This window comes from Microbispora sp. NBRC 16548, from assembly GCF_030268985.1.
GTDB lineage: Bacteria > Actinomycetota > Actinomycetes > Streptosporangiales > Streptosporangiaceae > Microbispora > Microbispora catharanthi.
The window spans coordinates 75,505-97,125 of the sequence record NZ_BSSF01000003.1 but is presented as its reverse complement, the minus strand read 5'-3'; the positions used below and the strand labels follow the sequence as shown (position 1 = coordinate 97,125).

Genomic DNA, 21,621 nt, shown 5'->3' with positions numbered 1-21,621 from the left:
TATACGAATCCGGTCACAGCGATCACGGTTGCCTAAGCACGACGGATTCCTCGTCCGGTGATTCTCCGTACCTTCGTGACCTGCATCGACACGAAGCACGAACAACGGAGGAACACATGTCCGACGTCAACGACCTCGTCGCCCGCTACATCGCCACGTGGAACGAGATCGACCCGGCCGCCCGCCGCGCGGCGATCGACGAGATCTGGGCCGAAGACGGCGCCTACACCGACCCGATCGCGGTCGCCGAGGGCCGCGCGGAGATCGACGCCACCATCGCCGCCGTGCAGGGCCAGTTCCCGGGCCTCACCTTCACCCTGGCCGGCCCGGTGGACGCCCACCACGACATCGCCCGCTTCTGCTGGGAACTCGGGCCGGCCGGCCACGAGGCCCTCGTCGTGGGCTTCGACGTCGCGGTCCTCACCGCCGACGGACGCATCGGCAAGGTGTACGGGTTCCTCGACAAGGTGCCGACCGGGATCTGACCCCCGGGCGCGGCCCGCACGCCTCGGCCGGGCCGCGCCCGGCGCATCCGCACGGGCTTCATGACCTCAGGCGTAATCGCCGTAATGCCGTACCCACCGCGAAGCTGAGCGTGGAACGGCGCGAGCAGGAGGAGAACATTGACGACCATCACGTCACCGCGGTCCCCGCGGGTTGCGGCGACCGGCGGCAGCGCCGGGTGGGGAAGCCTGCTGGTGCTCCTCACCGGTGTCTTCATCACCACCCTCGACTTCTTCATCGTCAACGTCGCGATCCCCGCGACACAGCGCGAGCTGAACGCCGGCCCGTCGGCGATCCAGTTCATCGTCGCCGGATTCGGCATCGCCCTGGCCTCCGGGCTCGTCCTCGGCGGACGGCTGGGTGACCTGTACGGGCGCCGGCGGCTCTTCTCGATCGGCCTGGCCGTCTTCACCCTGGCCTCGGCGGCCTGCGGCGAGGCCCCGACCGCAGGGTTCCTCATCGGTGCCCGGGTCGCCCAGGGCGCCGGGGCGGCGCTGCTGATGCCGCAGGTCCTCGCCCTCATCAACACCCTCTACACCGGCGCGCACCGCACCAAGGCGTTCAACGCCTACGGCATGGCCCTCGGCTTCGGCGGCGTGTTCGGGCAGCTCATCGGCGGCGCGCTCATCAGGGCCGACATCGCCGGTCTCGGCTGGCGCACCATCTTCCTGATCAACGTCCCGGTGGGCGCGGTCACTCTGCTGCTGACCCGGCGGCTGATCCCTGAATCACGGGCCGCCGGGGCCCGTCTGGACCTGACCGGTGCCGCGCTGGCCGGCCTGGGCCTGGTGGCCATCGTGTACCCGCTCGTCCAGGGCCAGCAGCAGGGCTGGCCGGCCTGGACGTGGCTCTGCCTGGCCGCCGCCGGCGCCCTCCTGGCCGCCTTCGCCCTGCACCAGCGCCGGACGGCCGCGCCCCTGATCGACCCGGCGCTGTTCCGGCACCGCTCGTTCTCCGCGGGCGTGGTCGTCAGCCTGATCTATTCGATGACGACGGGCTCGTTCTTCCTGGTCCTGGCGCTCTACCTCCAGGAGGGCCGCGGCCTGGACGCTCTCGGCTCCGGCCTGATCTTCCTTCCCCTGGGCCTCGGCTACTTCGTCTCCTCGGCCCTGTCCGGACGGGTCGCGGCCCGGCTCGGCCGCCAGGTCGTCACCCTGGGAGCCCTGGTCGTCGCCCTCGGGTACGCGGCCCTGGCCGAGACGGCCTCGGCCCTGGGCACCGGGCGTCCCGTCGCATGGGTCATCCCGGGCCTGCTCGTCGCCGGTGCGGGAATGGGCTTGATCATGGCCCCGCTGCCCGCGATCGTCCTGGCCGGGACCGATCCCCGGCACGCCGCCGCGGCCTCGGGCGTCCTCAGCACGGCCCAGCAGGCGGGCGGCGCGATCGGGGTGGCGCTGGTCGGGATGGTCTTCTACGGCGCCCTTGGCGCTCCCGCCCCGGCCCACTACCCGCATGCCTTCGCTCTCGGCCTGGCGCTCCTGGTCGGTCTGGCCGCCGCCGTCGCCGCGCTGGTCCAGGCGCTGCCCCGCCCCGCCCGCTGACCCGGGACCGAGCCCGCGAAGTCCGAGAACGTGATCCGCCCAGGGAGGGGGCGGATCACGGCGTGCAGGTAGACGACGCCGCGTCGCTGGTATTCCTCGACCTTGGCGAAGGAGCCCGAGTAGTCGTATCGGTCCGGGCACATCGACTTGCCGAGGCACCCCCTCTCGGCCCCATGCCGAGCCGTGCAAGACATGACCCGCCCATGCGGCACGTCTTCCCGTCCCGCCGTGGGTGGCAAGGTAGGACGCGGCCGTCCTTCTCCTGCCGGGAGTGCACCTCAGCGAAGGACGGCGTAGTTCGGTTCCCCTGCGGCTCGGCCCGCCGCCGGTGCCCGACGGGTTCCACGACACGCGGGTCTACCGCGTCCTGTTCGCCGCACGAGCCACTCACTGCTGTGTGGTCCGCCTGCGGCGGGTCAGGCCGGTGGGAGCCGGACCACCGGCCGGCGACGGCTCCGCATGTACCTCGCCCTCGTGGCCGTACAGGATGTTCCGCACGATCGCCAGGCCGAGGCCGCCCCGCCCCGGTTGCAAGAGCGGGCGGCGTCGAGGCGGGTGAAGCGTCGACAGCTCGGTGATCCGATGCTGCACTACGCCACCGACAACATCTGCCCGGCCTGGGGCGACACGGGCGGCCGTGAGCCGGATCCCTTTTGCGGTTGTGCCGACATATACCGATACGCCAGAGTCTTTCCGATCACTGTTGTGGATCTACGTCGACGTGGGAGGAAACGGCATGGCGGGTCGCCGGTACGCGCGGCTGAAGAGTCCGGTCCGGCGGACGCGGGGGCCCCTGGCGTTGTTCTCGGCGGCGCTGGCGCCGTCCCTCCTGATCGCGGTCCCCGCGGCGGCCGCCCCGGCGACCGGTGCAGGGACGGTCCTGGCGAAGTCCGCGGCTTCCAAGGCCGGGACCGCGAAGGACGACCTCCTGGCGCAGCTCAGGGCCGTCCCCGGTCTCCGGGTGGTGTCGGTGAAGAAGGGGCGGGCGAAGGGCTACAAGGACTACACCCTCACCTTCACCCAGCCGGTGGACCACCGGAACCCGCGCGGCGGCACGTTCCAGCAGCGGCTCACTCTCTCGCACCGGTCGGTGGACCGGCCCGTGGTCCTCTACACCAGCGGATACTTGATGCCGGAGAAGGTGTGGCTCCAGGAGCCCACCTATGGGCTCGACGCCAACCAGCTCTCCGTCGAGCACCGTTTCTTCGGCACCTCGCTTCCGAAGCGGAAGGACTGGGCGAAGCTCGACATCTGGCAGGAGGCGAGTGACGAGCACGCGATCGTCGAGGCGCTCAAGCAGGTCTACGGCGGCGCCTGGATCGGCACCGGGGCCAGCAAGGGCGGCATGACCGCCGTCTACCACCACCGGTTCTATCCGGGCGACCTCGACGGGGTCGTGGCCTATGTCGCGCCCAACGACGCGGTCAACGATGACGACCGCGTCTACGAGCGGTTCTTCACAACCGTGGGCACGCCGTCGTGCCGGGCCGCCCTGCGTATCGTGCAGCGAGAGGCGCTCAAGCGTCGCAAGAGCCTGGTGCCCCGGCTTACGGCCATGGCCAGGCGCGAGGGCCTCACCTTCCGCCGCACCATCGGCACGGCCGACCGCTCCTTCGAGCTGAGCGTGCTCGACTCCGCCTGGACGTTCTGGCAGTACTTCCGGCAGCAGGACTGCAAGGGCATCCCCGGTGAGAAGGCTTCCGACGCCGCCATCTTCCGATGGGTGGACAAGATCCAGACCTGGGAGGAGTACACCGATCAGGGCATCGAGCCGTACCTGCCCTACTACTACCAGGCGGCCACCCAGCTCGGCTGGGCGTCCCTGAGCTTCGCCCACCTCAAGGGCCTGACCCGGTATCCGGGGCTCTACCAGCCGAACTCGGTGCTGCCCGCGTCCCTCCGCTCCCGCTTCGACGGCAGGGCCATGCGGGACGTGGACGCGTGGGTGACCCGGCAGGCGAGCCGGATGATGTTCGTCTACGGCGGGCGGGATCCCTGGAGTGCCGAGCGGTTCACGCCGAAGGGGACGGACTGCCATGTGTACGTCGCCCCGCGCGCCAACCACGGCGCGAGCATCAGCCACCTGTCCTCTCGCGACTTCGCCGAGGCCACGGACACCCTCAGGCGGTGGGCCCGGCTCACCTGAGCGCCTGGCCGATTCTCAGAAGTCGGGAAACACCAAGGACAACAGCAGTATCTCGGCACCGAGCACCAACAGGAACTTCACGGTGAATGGGCCGGGCCGCACCTGGCGCGTGTCCCCGTCCGGGTTCTGCAGTGCGTGAGCGGCCGCTTCTCTGATCTCCTCACCCTGCCCGATCGTTGCCGCGAACAGGGCGATCATTGTCGCGGCGTAGATCGTCAGGCCCCTCGCCTCCGAGGAGTCCGGTCCGGAATCAAAGGCCATTACAGCCACCAGCCCGCCGAACACGACGAGGAATCCGACAGCGACTCTCATGCGGTAGCCCCAGCCAGGCATCAACAAGCCGAGCCGTACCAGCGCGAACAGAGTCGACAACCCCGCCACAAGCCATAGATAGCCAGGGTGCACGTCGCCGCCCCCAAAAAAGTGCCCCGGCCCGCTACGCGTAGTCGGCGGGGGCTGAACGATACCGACCCCACCAGTATGCGGTGTTGGCACATAGCCCTTTGAAGGAGTGGGAAGCGCGTCGATGTAGTCCAGCGAACAGGCGTTGACCAAGAGAGGAAGAGTGTCGGTGCCGACCCGCAGAGAGATCCATACTTGGTAGAGGCCGGCGTCGGCGATCGGCCGATCGCAGACACTGCATGCCTGAATCACCTCGGTCCCCCACATCGCAGGGTCGAGGTTCATGAGATTGAGGTCCCGGGTTGATGTTCTGTTCGGCTGCAGCGGAGGAAACGGCGGTCGAATCTTGGAGTTGCCGTACAGCGATCGGGTGCTGACCGTGCTGGCCTTCAATTGTCGGCACCGTGTCAGCTCGTACGGGAACCAGTGCAGGCGATGCGACGTGTAGGGGGTGAACTCCTGCAAGTTGGTCATTGCGCCGATCTCCGGTGGGATCCGCAGCAAATTGCTGCCGTAGAGGACCAGATGCTTAACCTCAACGAGCTTGGCAATGGTCGGTGGCAGTGTAATGATCTGACGCCGTTCGGCCGGGCTGAGCTCAAGCAGGGGCCGGAACACCTCTCGGCCGTCAGCCGCCGCTTCTTCCACGAGCTCAAGCAGGTGTTGCCACCCAGAAGATGCAGTGTCCTGACGCTGTCCATGGAAGCGCACATCGCGAGGCGGACGTACCTCGTACTGATCGAAACACCGGCAGATCTCCCTGTCGGCCAAGTGCCCACCTTCGCCGACGGCGTCAACCCATCGGTTCGCCAGAGGCGGGGCGGCGTCGTCCTCCATACGCGCACGGTAGCGCGACCCGCCCTACTCTGATCAACCGGTCTGGAGATCGTCAGTGCCTTTCCTCCCCTGGAGGCGCCTCGTTGATTACCTCGTCTGGCACCAGGGCACACGCCAGAACCCAGCAGTGTCCAAGGCCGTTCGTCGGCCTTGTCACGCAGTTCGTCGCTTTCCCCTCGAGGGCATCGACGCGCTCGCGGAGGCGCTGGTTCTCGCGCCGGAGCTCGCCGAGCGCGCGCTCGGCCCGATGGCAACGTTCGGCCAGGGCCACGAGGTCCATGCGGACGACGCTGCCGTTCGGACGGAGGACCTCGACGGCGTCGGCGAGGAACCGCACAGGCTCGCCGCGCTCGGCTGCGGCGGGTTGCCGTAGATCGGGTTCGTCATGTCCTCCGCTCACGGCCGCCTCGCCTGACCGTATGGCAGACGAGGCGGCCTCATTGTTAGAACGGCCAGCCGGCGTGACGGCCCGCCTCCAGCAGCGGGATCAGCCGGAAGCACGCGTCGGAGAACCCGCCGAACTCATGGCGGTTGCCCGAGCCGGTCGGCATCGCCGCCGCCTTGTATCCGACCAGGTTGAACCCGTACAGCGGCACATGCACCGGGACCGCGGTCGTGACCCCGCTCGCGTAGTGGCCCGTCATGGTCTGCATGTCCGAGAGGATCACCGCTCGGTCGTGCCCCTTCCAGGACCTGCGCAGCGCGTCGGCGATTTGCGTGCCGTGGCCGACCTCGCCGATCCGTCCGCAGAAGCGCTCGACCTCGCGCAGCACCGACGCTCCCGGCCGGATCTCGTGCCGGAACGTGCCGTCTGCGAAGCCCACGAGATCCACCTGGTCGCCGCGCGCCGCCAAGGTGACGCCGAACAGCGCAGCGGCCTGGACCGGCGTGACCATCGACCGCGCCGGACGACATCGACGCCGACGTGTCGACGAGCACGAGCGTCCGCCCCGGGAACGAGGGCACGTTCCGGGTGGCCAGAGTCAGCGCCGTGTCCAGCGCGTGGCCCCACCGCAGCGACGGCGCCGTCCGGTACGCCGAGTAGAAGCGGAACGGCAGCTGCCGCGACCGCGCGACCTCCTCCGGGTTGGTCAGCTTGGCGATGATCTGACCCGCGAGCTCGTCGCCGATGCCGGCCTCGTCGAAGTTGCGCAGGTTCCGAAGCAGCGCCATGTACCCCATGGAGGGAATGACCGCCGCCCAGGCCTGGGCGTCCATCGGGCTCTGCAGCCAGCCGGCGAGCGCCTCCCAGGTGATGCCCGCGGCAGCCAGGCGGCGCGGGTCGGCCAGCACATCGCGTCGCTCCCCCACCGGGATGGAGAGCAGCTCGGCCCGGTCGCGCAGCATGCGCAGCGACTGCGGGACCGGCTTGTCCCGGCCGTGACGCCGGTCGAGCGCGTGGGCGAACAGGTCGCCCTGCCACAGCCGCTTGTCGCCGGCCGGGGTGGGGTGGACGAGATCGATGACGTCGCCGAAGCGGAAGCCACGGGCGTCGCTGTCGTACTTCGCCAGGGACCGCTCCGTGTAGAGCCGCTGGACGGCGTCGGCGATGCCGCGCTTCACCGGCTTCGGGACGGCCCGGCCGTACCGCGACGTCCAGTACGCAAGTGCCTCGCCCGGCTCGTCGGCACGCTGCAGCACGGAGGCGACCAGCTCGCGGTTGCCGCCCTGCAGTCCAGCCGCCAGGCGGGCCCGTACGGCCTCCAGCGCGGCCACGACCGGTGCGGACCGCATGTTCGCCTCGCCGCGCAGCCAGGGCAGGAAGCGGGCCATCCAGTCCCCGTCCTCGACGGCTACCTGGTGGACGAGGGCGCGGAAGCGCTCGTCGCGGTCGCCGGCCTTCTCATAGAAGGTGTCCTCGCCGACCATGTTCGAGACGGCGAGCAGGAACAGCTCGGACTTGGCGTCGCGGATGTAGCCGGGCGCACCCTCGTGCGTGCGGCCGGTCGGCTTCGCCTCGGTGGTGACCGGGCTGTTGGTCGCGGCCTGGGTCGTGCCACGGTTGAACTTGGACATGAAAACGGGCCCCTTCCGCGACAGGAGGAGCCCGCGTCCAGAGACCGTGCTCGAGATCAAGTCGGTGAAGCCACGTGGTGCTCTGCCAACTGAGCTACGGAGACCGAAGCCCCCGGCTGGACTCGAACCAGCGACAACCCCATTAACAGTGGAAGTAGGCCTCGCCTGCGCACGGAGCACGTTCTGAAGTTGTGTTCCCCCCGAGATCAAGGTGACTGCGGCTTGCCCGCCAATCGGGCGACAGCCCCAGACGGGGGCTGCAAGGGATCGAACCTCGAAGTAGCCGCTGTCGGCGCACCGGGAGGTGCATATGAAGTTGTGCCCCCCGAGATCAGATTCGGCGACGGGATACGTAAGCGTCTTAGGCCACTAGACGACGCCGAACGAGTCGGCGGCGGGATTCGAACCCGCGTTGCTCCTTTGGAAGAGGAAGTAGCCGTTGCCTTCGCACCGGGAGGTGCATATCAAGTTGTGCGCTCCAGAGGTCGGGGACGGAAACCGGCGTAGTTTCACCCGAAGAAGTAGCCGGAGCCTTCGCACCTGGAACACCAGGAAGCCTAGCCCTGTCCTGCGCCTCGCCGCTTCCCATTTTTGCCGTGCGAACTCCGTACACCCGGGAAGCATTGTCCGGATTTGGATATGAAACAGCTCTGCCGGTTCACGGACGAATGTCGATCTCCCGGGCGGCCCCGCACAGGCTTGGCCGCCCGCGAGCGTCGTTCAGCGGACGGGCGGCCGCGATGATGGCCTGGGTCCGCCAGCGCGCCGACGCGATCTCACCCCTCACCTGCAGCCCGTCCGCTGCCGATGGCCGGCGCGGGGCGCGATGGCGGCATCATCGGGGGGTGTCGGCGCCGGATGGCCGGCACCGTGGACTTCCTGTGCCGGGAGGAGACTGATCCGTACCTCGTCCTCGGCGGATACCCGGCAATGCGCTCTATTTCGGTGCGTGGAAGCCGCCGATCTTCTGCTCGAGCAGTTCGGCCAGCCGCAACGGGGTGCGGTCCTCGAACATCGGACCGATGAGCTGCACTCCCACCGGCAGGCCCTCGGGGGACAGACCCGCTGGTATGGCGGTGGCGGGCAGGCCGGGCATGGTGGCCAGGCCGGCCCAGACGAGCTGATCGAAGTACGGGTACTCGACGCCGTCGATGTCGATGCGCCGTTCCAACGGATTGGGGTGGTGGTCGTGCGGGAACGCGGGCGTCGGCGTGATCGGGCACACCACGGCGTCGAACTCGGCGAACAGCTGCCGCCAGCCGTGGCGGTGGAGCTCGCGGCGGTTGTTCGCCTCCATCCAGTCGCCGTGGCTGAACACCGTCGCGCGCAGCCGCACGGCGTCAAGACTCTGGTCGTCCGCGCTCAGTTCTGCGGCGCGGGTCCTCAGCTGCTCGTGCGATTCGATGGGAAAACGCGCAACGGAGCCCGAAATCAGCAACTGCATGTAGAGCGTCGCGGCTTCGGTCAGATCCGGCAGCAGCGGAGTGTGCCGTTCGACGCGGGCGCCGCCGTCGACGAGCGCGGCGGCAACCCGGTTCACGCCCGCCCGCACGGCGGACCCGGTCCGAATGAGCGGATGCTCGTCGAGGACCAAGACCCGGAAATCGCAGAGCCGCTCGTGGCGGGCGGGCGGCAGTGCCAAACGGTGCGCCACGCCGAGAGTCAGCGGGTCCGGTCCGGCCATGACGTCGAGCAGGAGCGTGAGGTCGCGGGCGGTGCGCGCCATCGGACCGACGACGGCGAGGTCGAGGTCGACCGGCAATGCCGGCTCGGACGGCGGGACCATACCGCGGTTAGCCGCCAGTCCAAGCGTCGGCTTGTGCGCGTAGACGCCGCAGAAATGCGCGGGGGTGCGCAGCGAGCCGGCGATGTCGGAGCCGATGGACAGCGCGCCGAACCCGGACGCCAGGGCCGCCGCCGACCCGCCGGAGGATCCGCCCGGCGTGCGACCGTGATCCCACGGGTTGGTGGTGGTGCCGTAGATCTCGTTGAAGCTCTGTATATCTTGCAGCCCCAACGGCACATTGGTCTTGCCGAGCACCACCGCGCCCGCGGCCTTGAGTCGCGACACCTGTACCGCGTCCTCGGCCGGCATATAGTTCCGGTGCGGCGGCATGCCCCAGGTCGTGGGCAGCCCGGCGATGTTGTACGACTCCTTGACCGTCACCGGAATGCCGAGCAGCGGCCGGTCCTCACCACGCGCGCGTGCCTGGTCAGCACCGCGCGCGGCGGCCCGCGCACGGTCGAAGTCCGGCACGCAAATAGCGTTGATCACCTCGTCGTCCCGCTCGATACGGGCGATCGCCTCGTCGGTCAGTTCCACCGAGCTCACTTCACCGGCACGCAATGCAGCTGCGAGGTCTTCGGCCGCCTGAAAATTCCATTCCATGGAGTTGACTCTAACGGCCTGCCGTAGACGCTTGTCACCACACAAGTCGCCCGCATTCGCCGGAAAAGTCGAAACGGCCACCTTCACTGGCCGAAGTCACGCACTCGTTCTGCCGTCCAAGACAGTCCACCCCAGGTCAGCAGGGTCGGCAGCAGGTCGACTCCACTGGCAGGGGCATGAAATGCCGCTTCGCGCAACGAGATAGACATCTCAATTTTCATCATGTATCTCTCCGGCCACCGACTATTCGCTCGACTGCCGGCCATAGCGTGCGGGGATTGTCCAGTGAACGGGGTAACTCATTTTAAATTGGTTCTATCGAGATGGCTGGGGTCAGCGGCCTTCGAAGGGGCGCGGCCGGCTCATGCACCCGGACGCGCCGCGTCGGCCATCACCGCAGACCGAAGCTCGCGCCGGGGGCGGCTCAGGGCGTCATTCCCACGTGTGGATCGCGGTGAAGCTGCCCGGATCGTACGAGGGCGGACGGCCTGCCCGAAGGCGCCGTGGCCCGTCGCTGGACCACGGTGGTGCTGCACTCCGACGAGCTGGGCCGGCTGCGCGAGGCCCTGGCCCTCAACGCCTCCGACGACGAAGACGACGAACTGGACCTGCTCGGAACACCACCGGGCTTCCCGTGCGAGATGCGTCCGTGGGCGCTACCGCAGTTGGTCGCGACGGCGGGTCAGGTAGGCGGTCTCGGCGGTGTTGCCGGCCAGCTCGATGGCCCGGTCGTAGGCCGCGCGCGACTCATGACCGCGGCCCAGCCTGCGCAGCAGATCGGCGCGGGTGGCGTGGTAGGCGTGATAGCCGGCCAACTTGTCCTCAAGACGGTCGACGGCCGCCAGTGCCACCTCCGGGCCGTCGAGCTCGGCGACCGCGATGGCCCGGTTGAGGGCGATGATCGGCGAGGGGTCGAGGCGGACGAGCTGGTCGTAGAGGGCGAGAACCTGCGACCAGTCGGTGTCGCGGATGTCGCGGGCGGAGGTGTGCACCGCGTTGATCGCGGCGAGGATCTGATAGCGGCCCGGAGCCGCCCCGGCGGCGGCAGCGGCGAGGCGCTCGCGCACCAGCCGGTGACCCTCGGCGATCAGTTCCGCGTCCCAGGCGCCGCGGTCCTGCTCGGCCAGGGGGACCAGTTCGCCGCCGGCCGAGACCCGGGCGGGGCGGCGGGCCTCGATGAGCAGCATCAGCGCCAGCAGGCCGGCCACCTCACCGTCGTCCGGCAGGAGCACGCGGATCAGGCGGGTGAGCCGGATCGCCTCGGTGGTCAGCTCGTGCCGTACGGGATCGGTGTCGGGGCCGCTGGCCAGGTAGCCCTCGTTGAAGACGAGGTAGAGGACGGCGAGGACGCCGGAGACGCGCGCCGGGAGATCGTCGGCGGACGGCATGCGATAGGGGATGCGAGCCGCCTTGATCTTGGCCTTCGCGCGGGTGATGCGCTGCCCCATGGCGCTCTCTGCCACCAGGAAGGCGCGGGCGATCTCGGGCATGGTCAGGCCGGCGACCATACGCAGCGTCAGCGCCACGCGCGCTTCCATCGCCAGCGCCGGGTGACAGCAGATGAAGATCAGCCGGAGCCGGTCGTCGTCGATGGCGCCGAGAGGCTCGGGCGGGTCGTCATATGACATCTGAGCCTCCTTGTGCTTGTCGTCGCGTTTGTTCTCGCGCCGGATCCGGTCGATGGCCTTGCGGTTGGCGGTGGTGGTCAGCCAGGCGCCCGGGTTGGGCGGTACGCCGTCGGCCGGCCACCGCTGGACGGCGGTCGCGAACGCCTCGGCCGCCGCCTCCTCGGCGATGTCGAGGTCACCGAAGCGCCTGGTCAGGGAGGCGACCACCCGTGCCCACTCCTCATGGTGGGCCTGGGTGATCGCCTCGCGGACGTCGATCCTTTTCACAGGAACGGCCGCACCTCGACTTTCCGATTGCAGGCCTTCGACCCCTCGGCTGCCAGCTTGAGCGCCACGTCGAGGTCGGCTGCCTCGATGATCCAGAAGCCGGCGAGGTACTCCTTCGACTCCAGGAAGGGTCCGTCGGTGACCATCGCCTCCCCACCCCGGTTGTCGATGACGGTGGCCGTGTCGGGCGAGGCGAGGCCGCCGGCGAAGACCCAGTGACCCTCGGCCTGGAGCCGGTCGTTGAACACGTCGATCGCAGCCTCCTCGTCCGGGGTGGCGAGGCCGGCCTGGTCGTGGATCACGGAAACCAGGTACTGCATCTAGAGATCATCCCCTGTGGTGTCAAGACGGCGTGGTTCGGTGGTCAGGGACTTCAAGCTGTCGCATACTGCGGGCGCCCGGCCGGCCGGTAGACCTGGATCGTCACGCCCTTCGAGTCGACGCGCGACTCGACCAGGTCGAGCGCAAGATCCGGGCCGGTCTCCGGGAACAGTCTCGCGCCCTGGCCGAGGATCACCGGGATCACGATCAGAGTCATCTCGTCGACCAGGTCGTTCTCCAGCAGCCACCGGGTCAGGGCGCCACTGCCGTGCACCTGCAGCTCACCGCCTGGCTTGGCCTTCAGGTCCGCGATGGCGGTCACAAGGTCGTCGGACAGGACGGTGGTGCCCGACCACGCCGGATCGGCGAGTGTGGTCGATGCCACGTACTTGGGCCGTGTGTTCAACGCCCGCGCGACAGGCTCCCAGCCCGGGACATCCTGGACCGTCCAGGACCCCCACGAGTCGGCGAACAGCTCGTAGGTCCGCCGGCCGAGCAGGAACGCGTCGGCGCGCTGGTAGGTCTGGTTGATGAACGCGTGCGTCTCGTTGTCGCCCTTGCCCAGGGCCCATCCGCCGCGCTCGAATCCGTTCCTGCGGTCCTCGTCCGACGCGCCGCCGTTTCCCTGCATCACTCCATCGATGGTGACCTGAGTCATGGTCGTCAGCTTCATGATCGCGGTTCCTTTGCCTTGGCGCCGCCCCCTTGCGGGCGGTCTCACCAGTGCTACGAACACCACCGCCCCGATCCGACACCGCCTCCCAAGACTTCTTTGAAAAATCTTCCGGGACGCCGGTCGTCAGCGATCCGACAGCACGACAGTGTCGCGGCGACTACGCTCCACCTCCTCAAGCGCGCCCAGCGCGGACAAGCTCGTGGACCAGATCGATTGCGGAGCTCACCGACATTGCCGGTGTCGCTCGCTTAGGCGACAGCGACGTCGACCGTCTCCTGCGGGACGCCGGGATCGTGCGCCACCGGGACAAGATCGAGGCAACGCCCGCAGAGGGCAGCCTGGCGGCGTTCGTCTGGCGTTACGAGCCCGATGACAGTGAGCTGCCCGAACCGCAGACCCGCTCGACGTCCCCGGCCTCGGTCGCGCTGTCAAAGGATCTGCACGAGCAGGGCTGAAGTTCGTCGGCCCGACCACCGTGCACGCGTTCCTGCAGCGATGGGGCTGATCAACGACCACCCCAAGAAGTGCGTCATCCGGCCCGAGGCTCACTCGGCCCGCGAAGCGTTCGTCCGCCCCGTACGCCTCACGAGATCAGCGGTGGGCCAGCCGCGACGCTGAAGCGCCACCGAAGCGCTATAAGGCCGTCCGGTCAGCGGCGCGCCGAGCATCACCGCTGAAGACGGCCTCCCTCGTGGCCGTCATCAGCGGTGAGTGATCAAGGGCCGAACCGGAGGCGCCCCCACGACCAGTTCGCGCAGTGGCCACGAGCGAACCTCATCAGGGCAGCGCCTACGAGATCCGGTCCCTCTCGGGGGCAGCCAGGATCAGGCGACCGTGATCAGCCGGGCCGCCACGCCCGATTCGCCCTGCAACCGCACGGGCCCGTTTGGAGTCGTGATCAGGGGCGGGAAAAGGAGTGGGCGGGATCGCATCGGGCTGGTAGCTTGCAGTTGACCGTGACACCGCCCGAGGAGGTGAGCCCCATGAACGCTGTATCGATGTGGGTGCTCCCCATTCCCGTCACGGCCGGCGATTGACGTAGGTGTCGCCGGGAGCGCCTCGACAACAAGGCACTCCCGAAAGGCAACACCTATGGACTCTCTGCAGTTCCCCGCCGAGCCGCCGTCGAACGATACGGTCGAGCGCGACTTGACCGTGGGCGACGCCCCCGGACTGCGGTCGCCGGCCTCCGACGCCGATCGCGCGCCCATGTTCGACGTGATCATTGCCGGGTGCGGGCCGACTGGCGCGATGCTGGCCGCCGAATTGCGGCTGCACGACGTGCGGGTACTCGTTCTGGAGAAGGAAACCGAGCCCAAGTCGTTCGTCCGCATAGTCGGTCTGCATATTCGCAGTCTCGAGCTGATGGCGATGCGCGGACTGCTGGAGCGCATTCTCCAGCATGGAAGACAGCGTCCGGCCGGCGGTTTCTTCGCCGCCATCAACGAACCCGCGCCCAAGGGCCTGGATTCCGCGCACGCCTATCTGCTGGGCATCCCGCAGCCAGTCATCGAACGCCTGCTCGAAGAACATGCGATCGCACTGGGTGCGCAGGTCCGGCGCGGTTGTGCGGTGGCCGGTTTCGAGCAGGACGACGAGGGTGTGACCGTCGAGCTGGCCGACGGGGAACAGCTGCGTTCGCGCTATCTCATCGGCTGTGACGGCGGGCGCAGTACGGTGCGCAAACTGCTCCGCGTCGGCTTCCCCGGCGAGCCCTCGCGGACCGAGACGCTGATGGGCGAGATGGAAGTGGGTGTGCCGCAGGAGGAGATCACCACCAAGGTGACCGAAATCAGCGAGACCCATAAGCGATTCTGGCTCCGGCCCTTCGGCGAAGGGGTCTACAGCGTCGTCGTGCCCGCCGCGGGAGTCAGCGACCGCGCGCAACCTCCCACCCTCGATGATTTCAAACAACAGTTGCGCACCGTCGCCGGAACCGATTTCGGCGTGCACTCCCCGCGCTGGATGTCCCGCTTCGGGGATGCCACCCGGCTGGCCGAACGTTATCGGGTCGGGCGGGTGCTGCTGGCCGGCGATGCGGCACACATCCATCCACCCATCGGCGGACAGGGCCTCAACCTGGGTGTTCAGGACGCATTCAACCTCGGCTGGAAACTGGCCGCACAGATCCGCGGCTGGGCGCCCGAAACGCTGCTGGACACCTACCAGGCCGAACGTCATCCGGTCGCCGAGGACGTGCTGGACAACACCCGCGCCCAGATGGAACTGCTGTCCACCGAACCGGGCCCGCAGGCCGTGCGCAGGCTGCTCACCGAACTGATGGACTTCGACGAGGTGAACCGCTTTCTGATCGAGAAGATCACCGCGATCGGCGTCCGCTACGACTTCGGCGAAGGCCCCGACCTGCTCGGCCGCCGCCTGCGCGACATCGACCTGAAACAGGGCCACCTCTACGATCTGCTGCATCGCGGCCGCGGCCTGCTGCTGGACCGCACCGAACGCCTGACCGTCGGCGGCTGGTCAGACCGGGTCGATTACCTCGCGGATCCCACTGCGGACCTGGATGTCCCGTGCGTCCTGCTACGCCCCGATGGCCACATCGCCTGGATCGGCGACGATCAACAGGGCCTGGACGACCACATCTCCCGCTGGTTCGGCAGGCCCGCCAACTGATTTCGGTCTGGTTTGACAAGCGGCACGGTTTTCCATGATCGAAAGCGTCAGCCTGGACCGACCATCGGAAAGCCGTGCCCGTGTCGCCGTCTTCCCCGATCGATGTCGCCTTCGGCGAGTTGTCCGAGTCCGTCGCTGAGGATGAGGCCGCCGCGTCTCGACGCCCCGAGCGGCTTCGTGCCTACTGACGGCTTGGGAGCATCGCGAGCGCCTGCGACCGCTGGGCGACCAAATCGGCGTAGGTGCCGTCGCGCTCGGCCCACCGGTGCATCAGCACGCCCTCAACGAGGATCTCGTGCGGAGTGGGGTTGGTCTGGAGCAGGTCCATCACCTCGGTGGCGAACTCGGCCAGGTCGAGCGCGCGGGGGTTGCGCTGAGCCTGCTCCGGCGTGGTGGCGACAGCCGGGGGGACGAGTTCGGACACCTCGATGCCTGTGCCGTCCAGTTGCGCGCGCAACGCCTCGGAGTAGGCGTGCACGCCGGCCTTCGAGGCTGCGTAGGTCGGCATGAGCGGGAACGGCAGGAACCCGATACCCGAGGTAACCGTGATGATGGTTCCGGCGCCGCGCCCGACCAGGTGCGGGGTGAACGCGTCGATGACGCGGATCGTGCCAAGGAGGTTGGTGTCGATCATTTGCTGTGCGGCACCGAAGTGCGCGGGATCGCGCAGGTCCTCAGGGATCCCAATCCCGGACATCGTCACGATCGTGTCGAGGCCCGGGTGGCTGCGGAGGATCGCGTCGCGGGCACGGTCGACGCTGTCCTGGTCGGTCACGTCGATGGGAACGGTGTCGAACCCCTCAGCTGCGAGTTGGTCGAGCAGGTCGGCTCGTCGGCCGCCGACGACGACAGAGCTGCCGGCCGCGGCGAACCGGCGAGCGAGCTCGAGACCGATTCCCGAGGTGGCGCCGGCGATGAAGACGGTGCGATTGGTGATGTCCACTGATTGCTCCTGCTCAGGGCGCGCCGGTCAGCGACAAGCCGGTGGGCGCGGTCGATGAAGTTCTGAGTTCCGGTTCCCGTCGGGCGCGTCACGCGGACGGGAGAACAGGCCGTTGCCGCCCGCCTGGGGGCGCGGCGACACCTTCAGTGTCGATCCGTTCTCCGGCTGGAGGCAGTGCCCCCTTCTTCCAGGGTCCTGTCAGGGCCCCCCTTGGCCGGGAGAGCCCGAAATACGATGGCGAATATGAGCGACGACGACCGCGCCAACCTGCTCGGCGGCTACCTGCGTGCCCGGAGGGCCCTGGTCACCCCGGAGCAGGCCGGGCTTGCGCCGGGTGCAAACCGTCGCGTTCCGGGGCTTCGCCGTGAAGAGGTCGCCATGCTCGCGGGCATCAGCGCCGACTACTACCTGCGGCTGGAGCGCGGCCGCGACAAGAATCCCTCATCTCAGGTCCTCGAGTCGCTCGCGCGGGTCCTGCGCCTCGACGAGCTCGAAGAGGAATACCTTCTCGGCCTGGCCGCCGCGCGCCCGAAGCCTCAGCGGCGTAGGAAGCCCGAACGTGTCCCCGCACGGTTGCACCAGCTCCTGGCGAGCCTGCAGGTTCCCGCCTTCGTGGAGGGGCGCGCGTTCGACGTGCTCGCGTCCAACCGGCTCGCGGTCGCGTTCTCTCCGCGCCTCCAGCCCGGGTACAACCGTCTGCGGTCGCTGCTGCTCGATCCCGAGGAGCAGGCGTTCCAGCAGCATTGGACGCGCTCCACGGAAGGATTCGTCGCCGCCTTCAGGAAGTCCGTCGGGGACGACATCGACAACCCGCGGTTCGTGGAACTCGTGGGCGAGCTCGCCCTGTCGAGCGAGCGCTTCCGAACCCTCTGGGCGCGCCACGACATCCGCAATCTCGAGGGCGGCACCACTACCGTGAACCATCCCGTTGTCGGTGAGCTGCGCCTGCACCGAGACAAGCTCCCTGTAGACGACCTGCTCCTGGTCCTCTACTACGCCGATCAGGGCAGCGAGAGCGACGAGAAACTACGCCTCCTCGCCTCCATGGCCCGGACAACACCCACCCGGACGGACGCCGGATCACAAACGGCTGAACCGAACAGCCATCTCGAAACCCACGGTGACCTGACCGCTGAGCATTAGCGTGTTCCTCGACGTCGAGTTCGATCACGATCGATCAGCATCTCGGATCGTTTGACGGTACGCGCGTAGCCACCCCAACCGCCTCGGACCCGGATGGTGACGGCAGGCTCGATCTGCGAGAGCTGGGCGCGGACGGCGCCGCGGCTGACTGATGCCCTCGTCAATCGCTCGACTGGCGGCTGCTGACGTCCGCCGGTCATGCGGGGCACTGCGTACAACCGGCGACGCTACCGTCTTCCGACGGCACCCCTGTCACGGACGCTCGGGAGCAGCGAGCAGGCCGCGGTTGTAACCCTCCGCGACCGCTGCCGCACGGTCGTTGACGTCGAGCTTCGCGTAGATGTTGAGCAGGTGCGTCTTGACCGTAGCCTCGGTGATGAACAGCCGGGCGGCCGCCTCCCGGTTGGTGTGGCCGGCCGCGACCAGGCGCAGCACCTCCAGCTCGCGCTGGCTCAACGGGCCGGTCGACGGAGCCGGGGTGCGCAGCCGGCTCATCAGGCGGGCGGCGACCGACGGAGAGAGCGCGACCTCGCCGCGAGCGGCCGAGCGTACGGCGCGCAGCAACTCGTCCCGCGGCGCGTCCTTGAGCAGGTAGCCGATGGCGCCGGCCTCGATCGCGGGCAGCACGTGGCTGTCCGTGTCGTAGGTGGTCAGCACCAGCACCCGGGCCGGTACGCCGCGCCGGGTCAGCTCGCCGATCGCGGTGACGCCGTCCATGCCGGCCATCCGCAGGTCCATCAGGATCACGTCCGGCCCGAGCGCCTCGGCCAGCCGGACCGCCTCCGCCCCGTCCGCCACCTCGCCGACCACGGCGAACTCGGGGTCGCGGGCGAACATGCTGCTCAGCCCGTCCCGTACCACCGGGTGATCGTCGACGATGAGCAGCTTGATCGGGTCACTCACGAACGCACCTCCGGCGCCTCGGCGGGCAGGCAGGCCGAGATCCCGGTCCCACCCCCCACCTCCGATTCGATCTGCAACGTGCCCGACAACGCCTCGATCCGCTGCCGCATCGCCACCAACCCGAAGCCCCCGTCGCGCTGGACCTGGATGGTCGGGTAGTCGAAGCCGCGGCCGTCGTCGCGGACGTCGAGGGCCACCTGCCGGTCCATGTAGGAAAGGGTGAGACCGACACGGGTGGCGGTGCCGGCATGCTTGGCGACGTTGGCCAAGGCCTCTTGGGCGACCCGTAACAGGGCGACCTCGGCCTCCGGGCGCATCGTGCGGGTCTCGCCGGTGACGGTGACCTGGGCCGGGATGCTGTGGCGGGCCGACCACTTGGCCGCCACCTCGGTGATGGCGTCGGCCAGGCGGCCGGTCTCGAGCGGCTCCGGGCGCAATTCGTTCACCGAGCGCCGCGCCTCGGTCAGGCTCTCCCGGGCCAGCGAGGTCGCCGCCGCGTGGTGCCGGCGCCACGCGGCCGGATCGTCGGCCGCGTGCTCGGCGGCCTGCAACTGGGTGACGATGCCGGTCAGGCTCTGTGCCAGCGTGTCGTGGATCTCCCGAGCCATCCGGGCCCGCTCGTCCAGGACGCCGGCCGCGCGGGCCTGCTCGACCAGCCGTTCCTGCAGCGCCGCGTTTTCGGCCAGCGCCGCGGCCAGCCGAGCGTTGGCCTCCCGGGCCTCGCGCAGCGCCGCCTCCCGGGAGGCGTAGTACCGCGTGCCGATCTCGCCCATCCAGGCCACCAGGCACATCGGCGCGATGTTGACGACCAGGATCCCCAGGTACTCGAGGCGGCCGATCCAGGAGCCGGGGTCCAGGCCGGCCGCCTGTGCCGTGCCGGCCACCACCGCGGCGCCGGCGACGAAGTACAGCTCGCGCGGCCAGCCGATGATCCGGTACGCGTAGAAGTACAGCACCGGCGTGTAGAAGCCGAACCACGGGTTGCGCAGGACCATGACCAGGCCGAACAGAATCAGGCCCGCCAGGAAGACGCCCATCACGCCGATCCGGTCGCGCCACGCCGGACGCAGCGTGAAGAGCGCCAGGCTCCACACCGCGGCCGCCGCGCAGAGCGCGAGGTCGATGGCGAGGGAGCCCGGCTGGTCGTGCTTGAAGGCGATGGTCAGGGCGGCCATGACGGCCAGCAGCACGTACGGGACCACGGTGACCATGGGCCGGAACCGTTGTTCCCAGCCCGCCGGCCCGGCCATCTGCCAACTCTGCATCGCGTACCTACTCCCAGCGGAACAATCTAGCCGCCGCCACGGCCGCCCCGGCCGCCCACGCGAGCAACGTGACCAGAGCGAGCCAGTGCGGCCAGCGCCCGTTCGTCGCGTCCTGCATCGCGGTGACCGCGGCGCCCATCGGGGTGGCCTGGCTGATTTGCCGCAGCATCGCCGGCATGGTCGGGATCGGCAGGAACAGGCCGCCGAGGAAGACCAGCGGGTAGAAGACGACGGCGCCGAGCGCGTTGGCCGCCCGCCCGCCGGGTGCGGCCGCGGTGACGAGCAGGCCGACGGCCATCAGCGCGAGCGCCGCCAGCAGCGTGGTCAGCAGGAAGCCTGCCATCTGCCGGGGCAGTACCACTCCGAACGCGAACCGCGCGACCAGCAGCAACGCGGCCACCGCGACCGCGGCGGTCAGCAGCATGACGATCAGCTGCGCGGCCAGCACCCGGACCGGCCCGACCGGCGTGGTCCGCAGCCGCCGCAGCACCCCCTTCTCGCGGTAGCCGGCGAGCACCGGCGGCAGCACGTTCAGGGCGAGCATGGCCAGGGCGAAGGCGACCAGGATGGGTACGTACGTGTCCAGGAGCGTCAGCCCGCCGAGGTCGGTCCTGTGCTCCTTGTAGAACGGCAGGTTGCCGAAGATGATCAGCAGGAGCAACGGCAGCCCGACGCCGAAGGCCGGCCCCGACCTCTCCCGCAGGAAGAGCTTCAGCTCGGTCATCGTCAGCGTGGTCATGAGGTCCTCCCGGTCAGCGCCACGAACGCGTCCTCCAGCGTGGGTTGCCCGGCGCGCTGGAGGAGCTCGGCCGGCGTACCGGTGACGAGCACCCGGCCGGCGTCGATCACCGCGATCCGGTCGCAGAGGCGTTCGGCCTCCGGCATGAAGTGGGTGACCAGCACAATCGTGACGCCGGCGGCGCGGACGCCGGCGATCAGATCCCACGTGTCGCGACAGGCGTGCGGGTCCAGCCCGGTGGTGAGTTCGTCGAGTACGGCGATCCGGGGCCGCCCGATCAACGCGAGCGCGATGGCGAGCCGCTGCTTCTGGCCGCCGGAGAGTTTCCCGTACGGTGTCTTCTCCCGCCCGGCCAGCCCGAGCCGTGCCAGCAACTCCCCCGAATCGGCCGGGTCCGGATAGAACGACTGGTAGAGCCGCATCGCCTCCCCCACCCGCAGCCGCTCGGGCAGCCGGCTGTCCTGCAGTTGCACGCCCACCCGCCGGGTCAGCTCGGCGTGGTCGCGCCCCGGGTCGCGGCCCAGTACGCGGATCCGGCCGCGGTCCGGCGCCCGCAGGCCCACGAGGCACTCCACGGCCGTGGTCTTCCCTGCGCCGTTGCGCCCGAGGATGCCGAAGATCTCCCCCTGCCTCACGGTGAACGAGACGTCATCCAGGGCCACCGTGCCCCCGTAGCTCTTGTGGAGGTTCTCCACCTCGATCACCGCACTCACGGCCGGACCGCCCGGCGCCGGTTGATCTGCACGACCACGGCCAGCAGGAGCAGGCCGCAGATGCCCTGCTCGAACTTGAGCCAGAGCGGGAACGTGCCGGGCAGCGCGATGATCACCACGATCGCGACCAGCATGACCGCGGTGACGACGCGCAGCCGCAGCAGCATCCGGCGGTCGCCGCGGGCCGCCCGGACCGCGAAGAGCAGCGTGAGCAGCGAGGAGGCGGCGACGATGGTGCTGCGGATCCAGACCGCGGTGGTGACCATCGTCGCGTCGTGCCGAAACACGATCACCGCCACCAGTGTCAGCAGGCTGACCGCGGCGTACCCGCTGATCAGCCAGACCACATTGCGCATGTCGGTTGCCTCCGTCTCTTCGTTCCCTGACGGGAATCAGCGTCGCAACGGAGGCACCCCGTGCGGATCGCCCGATCTCCCGAGCGGGCGGTGGAATCGGCCGCTCGCCCACGTGGTGGAGCGACTCCACCGATCGGTGGAGTCAGGGGCGTTCAGGCAGGGCGGGATCGGCAGGCCGAGGTCGAGACGGGCGCGGTT

19 protein-coding genes, 1 tRNA gene and 1 pseudogene are annotated in these 21,621 nt (G+C 69.1%); 7 read left to right on the top strand and 14 right to left on the bottom strand.

What is annotated here, in order from left to right; genetic code table 11:
- The first annotated feature begins 116 nt into the window (after window positions 1-116).
- The 3 genes from QSK36_RS08280 (at window position 117) to QSK36_RS08270 (ending at window position 4,191) form a co-directional block, all read left to right on the top strand.
- Window positions 117-485: a nuclear transport factor 2 family protein gene (locus QSK36_RS08280; RefSeq protein ID WP_285781922.1), complete on the top strand. Its 369-nt coding sequence runs from the start codon at window positions 117-119 to the stop codon at window positions 483-485.
- Between the two features lie 138 nt (window positions 486-623).
- Window positions 624-2,045, top strand: coding sequence for an MFS transporter (locus QSK36_RS08275; RefSeq protein ID WP_285781921.1), 1,422 nt, complete (start codon window positions 624-626; stop codon window positions 2,043-2,045).
- 736 nt (window positions 2,046-2,781) lie between these two features.
- Window positions 2,782-4,191, top strand: a complete 1,410-nt coding sequence (locus QSK36_RS08270; protein WP_285781920.1) for a S28 family serine protease — start codon at window positions 2,782-2,784, stop codon at window positions 4,189-4,191.
- Between the two features lie 15 nt (window positions 4,192-4,206).
- On the opposite strand, the gene QSK36_RS08265 is transcribed toward QSK36_RS08270, so the two are convergent.
- Window positions 4,207-5,430 carry a hypothetical protein gene (locus tag QSK36_RS08265; protein ID WP_285781919.1) on the bottom strand — a complete coding sequence of 408 codons (1,224 nt, stop codon included), beginning with the start codon at window positions 5,428-5,430 and terminating at the stop codon, window positions 4,207-4,209.
- 127 nt (window positions 5,431-5,557) lie between these two features.
- Between QSK36_RS08265 and QSK36_RS08260 the strand changes: the two genes are divergently transcribed.
- Window positions 5,558-5,803 (top strand): hypothetical protein, encoded by a 246-nt coding sequence (locus QSK36_RS08260; protein ID WP_285781918.1) that lies wholly within the window; start codon window positions 5,558-5,560, stop codon window positions 5,801-5,803.
- Between the two features lie 149 nt (window positions 5,804-5,952).
- Here the strand turns inward: QSK36_RS08260 and QSK36_RS08255 are convergent, their stop codons facing one another.
- From QSK36_RS08255 to QSK36_RS08225, 7 genes are all read right to left on the bottom strand, one after another.
- Window positions 5,953-7,446, bottom strand: a complete 1,494-nt coding sequence (locus tag QSK36_RS08255) for a TROVE domain-containing protein (protein ID WP_352239904.1) — start codon at window positions 7,444-7,446, stop codon at window positions 5,953-5,955.
- A 388-nt stretch (window positions 7,447-7,834) separates the two neighbouring features.
- Window positions 7,835-7,899 (bottom strand) — tRNA-OTHER (locus QSK36_RS08250).
- Between the two features lie 484 nt (window positions 7,900-8,383).
- A complete protein-coding gene (locus QSK36_RS08245; protein WP_285781917.1) occupies window positions 8,384-9,835 on the bottom strand; it encodes an amidase in 1,452 nt (483 codons plus the stop codon).
- Window positions 9,836-9,918: 83 nt separating this feature from the next.
- Window positions 9,919-10,059 (bottom strand): hypothetical protein, encoded by a 141-nt coding sequence (locus QSK36_RS08240; RefSeq protein WP_285781916.1) that lies wholly within the window; start codon window positions 10,057-10,059, stop codon window positions 9,919-9,921.
- 432 nt (window positions 10,060-10,491) lie between these two features.
- Window positions 10,492-11,730 carry an RNA polymerase sigma factor gene (locus tag QSK36_RS08235; protein ID WP_285781915.1) on the bottom strand — a complete coding sequence of 413 codons (1,239 nt, stop codon included), beginning with the start codon at window positions 11,728-11,730 and terminating at the stop codon, window positions 10,492-10,494.
- On the bottom strand, window positions 11,727-12,050 hold the full coding sequence (locus QSK36_RS08230) for a YciI family protein (RefSeq protein WP_183532417.1): 324 nt from the start codon (window positions 12,048-12,050) through the stop codon (window positions 11,727-11,729). Before QSK36_RS08230 ends, QSK36_RS08235 begins: the two co-directional genes overlap by 4 nt.
- Before the next feature lie 53 nt (window positions 12,051-12,103).
- A complete protein-coding gene (locus QSK36_RS08225) occupies window positions 12,104-12,724 on the bottom strand; it encodes a dihydrofolate reductase family protein (RefSeq protein ID WP_285781914.1) in 621 nt (206 codons plus the stop codon).
- Between the two features lie 50 nt (window positions 12,725-12,774).
- Here QSK36_RS08225 and QSK36_RS08220 point away from each other — a divergent pair, with 50 nt between their 5' ends.
- Together QSK36_RS08220 and rox are read left to right on the top strand one after the other, a co-directional pair.
- The gene (locus tag QSK36_RS08220; RefSeq protein ID WP_285781913.1) at window positions 12,775-13,182 is read left to right on the top strand and encodes a DNA-3-methyladenine glycosylase I; all 408 of its coding nucleotides are present in this window, start codon (window positions 12,775-12,777) and stop codon (window positions 13,180-13,182) included.
- Window positions 13,183-13,936: 754 nt separating this feature from the next.
- Complete coding sequence (gene rox, locus QSK36_RS08215; RefSeq protein ID WP_285782299.1) at window positions 13,937-15,361, top strand: rifampin monooxygenase; 1,425 nt, start codon at window positions 13,937-13,939, stop codon at window positions 15,359-15,361.
- 181 nt (window positions 15,362-15,542) lie between these two features.
- Here rox and QSK36_RS08210 read toward each other — a convergent pair whose 3' ends face one another.
- Window positions 15,543-16,304: an SDR family oxidoreductase gene (locus tag QSK36_RS08210; RefSeq protein ID WP_285781912.1), complete on the bottom strand. Its 762-nt coding sequence runs from the start codon at window positions 16,302-16,304 to the stop codon at window positions 15,543-15,545.
- Window positions 16,305-16,547: 243 nt separating this feature from the next.
- Between QSK36_RS08210 and QSK36_RS08205 the strand changes: the two genes are divergently transcribed.
- Entirely contained in the window at window positions 16,548-17,447 is a 900-nt protein-coding gene (locus QSK36_RS08205) for a helix-turn-helix domain-containing protein (RefSeq protein ID WP_285781911.1), read from the top strand.
- 252 nt (window positions 17,448-17,699) lie between these two features.
- On the opposite strand, the gene QSK36_RS08200 is transcribed toward QSK36_RS08205, so the two are convergent.
- The 5 genes and pseudogenes from QSK36_RS08200 to QSK36_RS08180 form a co-directional block, all read right to left on the bottom strand.
- Window positions 17,700-18,350, bottom strand: coding sequence for a response regulator (locus QSK36_RS08200; RefSeq protein WP_285781910.1), 651 nt, complete (start codon window positions 18,348-18,350; stop codon window positions 17,700-17,702).
- Window positions 18,347-19,600, bottom strand: coding sequence for a sensor histidine kinase (locus QSK36_RS08195; protein ID WP_285781909.1), 1,254 nt, complete (start codon window positions 19,598-19,600; stop codon window positions 18,347-18,349). Before QSK36_RS08195 ends, QSK36_RS08200 begins: the two co-directional genes overlap by 4 nt.
- A gap of 22 nt (window positions 19,601-19,622) precedes the next feature.
- The gene (locus QSK36_RS08190; protein ID WP_285781908.1) at window positions 19,623-20,354 is read right to left on the bottom strand and encodes an ABC transporter permease; all 732 of its coding nucleotides are present in this window, start codon (window positions 20,352-20,354) and stop codon (window positions 19,623-19,625) included.
- Window positions 20,355-20,404: 50 nt separating this feature from the next.
- A pseudogene (locus tag QSK36_RS08185) lies at window positions 20,405-21,067 on the bottom strand (ABC transporter ATP-binding protein); the annotation flags it as partial.
- Window positions 21,064-21,423: a hypothetical protein gene (locus QSK36_RS08180; protein ID WP_285781906.1), complete on the bottom strand. Its 360-nt coding sequence runs from the start codon at window positions 21,421-21,423 to the stop codon at window positions 21,064-21,066. The gene QSK36_RS08180 and the pseudogene QSK36_RS08185, both read right to left, overlap by 4 nt.
- Window positions 21,424-21,621: the final 198 nt, after the last annotated feature.

Excerpts from the sequence above, each read along its gene's own strand:
- QSK36_RS08280 (WP_285781922.1), top strand. The coding sequence starts at position 117 with ATGTCCGACGTCAACGACCTCGTCGCCCGCTACATCGCCACGTGGAAC.
- QSK36_RS08270 (WP_285781920.1), top strand. The coding sequence starts at position 2,782 with ATGGCGGGTCGCCGGTACGCGCGGCTGAAGAGTCCGGTCCGGCGGACG.
- QSK36_RS08265 (WP_285781919.1), bottom strand. The coding sequence starts at position 5,430 with ATGGAGGACGACGCCGCCCCGCCTCTGGCGAACCGATGGGTTGACGCC.
- QSK36_RS08255 (WP_352239904.1), bottom strand. The coding sequence starts at position 7,446 with ATGTCCAAGTTCAACCGTGGCACGACCCAGGCCGCGACCAACAGCCCG.
- QSK36_RS08245 (WP_285781917.1), bottom strand. The coding sequence starts at position 9,835 with ATGGAATGGAATTTTCAGGCGGCCGAAGACCTCGCAGCTGCATTGCGT.
- QSK36_RS08240 (WP_285781916.1), bottom strand. The coding sequence starts at position 10,059 with ATGATGAAAATTGAGATGTCTATCTCGTTGCGCGAAGCGGCATTTCAT.
- QSK36_RS08230 (WP_183532417.1), bottom strand. The coding sequence starts at position 12,050 with ATGCAGTACCTGGTTTCCGTGATCCACGACCAGGCCGGCCTCGCCACC.
- QSK36_RS08225 (WP_285781914.1), bottom strand. The coding sequence starts at position 12,724 with ATGAAGCTGACGACCATGACTCAGGTCACCATCGATGGAGTGATGCAG.
- rox (WP_285782299.1), top strand. The coding sequence starts at position 13,937 with ATGTTCGACGTGATCATTGCCGGGTGCGGGCCGACTGGCGCGATGCTG.
- QSK36_RS08205 (WP_285781911.1), top strand. The coding sequence starts at position 16,548 with ATGAGCGACGACGACCGCGCCAACCTGCTCGGCGGCTACCTGCGTGCC.
- QSK36_RS08195 (WP_285781909.1), bottom strand. The coding sequence starts at position 19,600 with ATGGCCGGGCCGGCGGGCTGGGAACAACGGTTCCGGCCCATGGTCACC.
- QSK36_RS08190 (WP_285781908.1), bottom strand. The coding sequence starts at position 20,354 with ATGACCACGCTGACGATGACCGAGCTGAAGCTCTTCCTGCGGGAGAGG.
- QSK36_RS08180 (WP_285781906.1), bottom strand. The coding sequence starts at position 21,423 with ATGCGCAATGTGGTCTGGCTGATCAGCGGGTACGCCGCGGTCAGCCTG.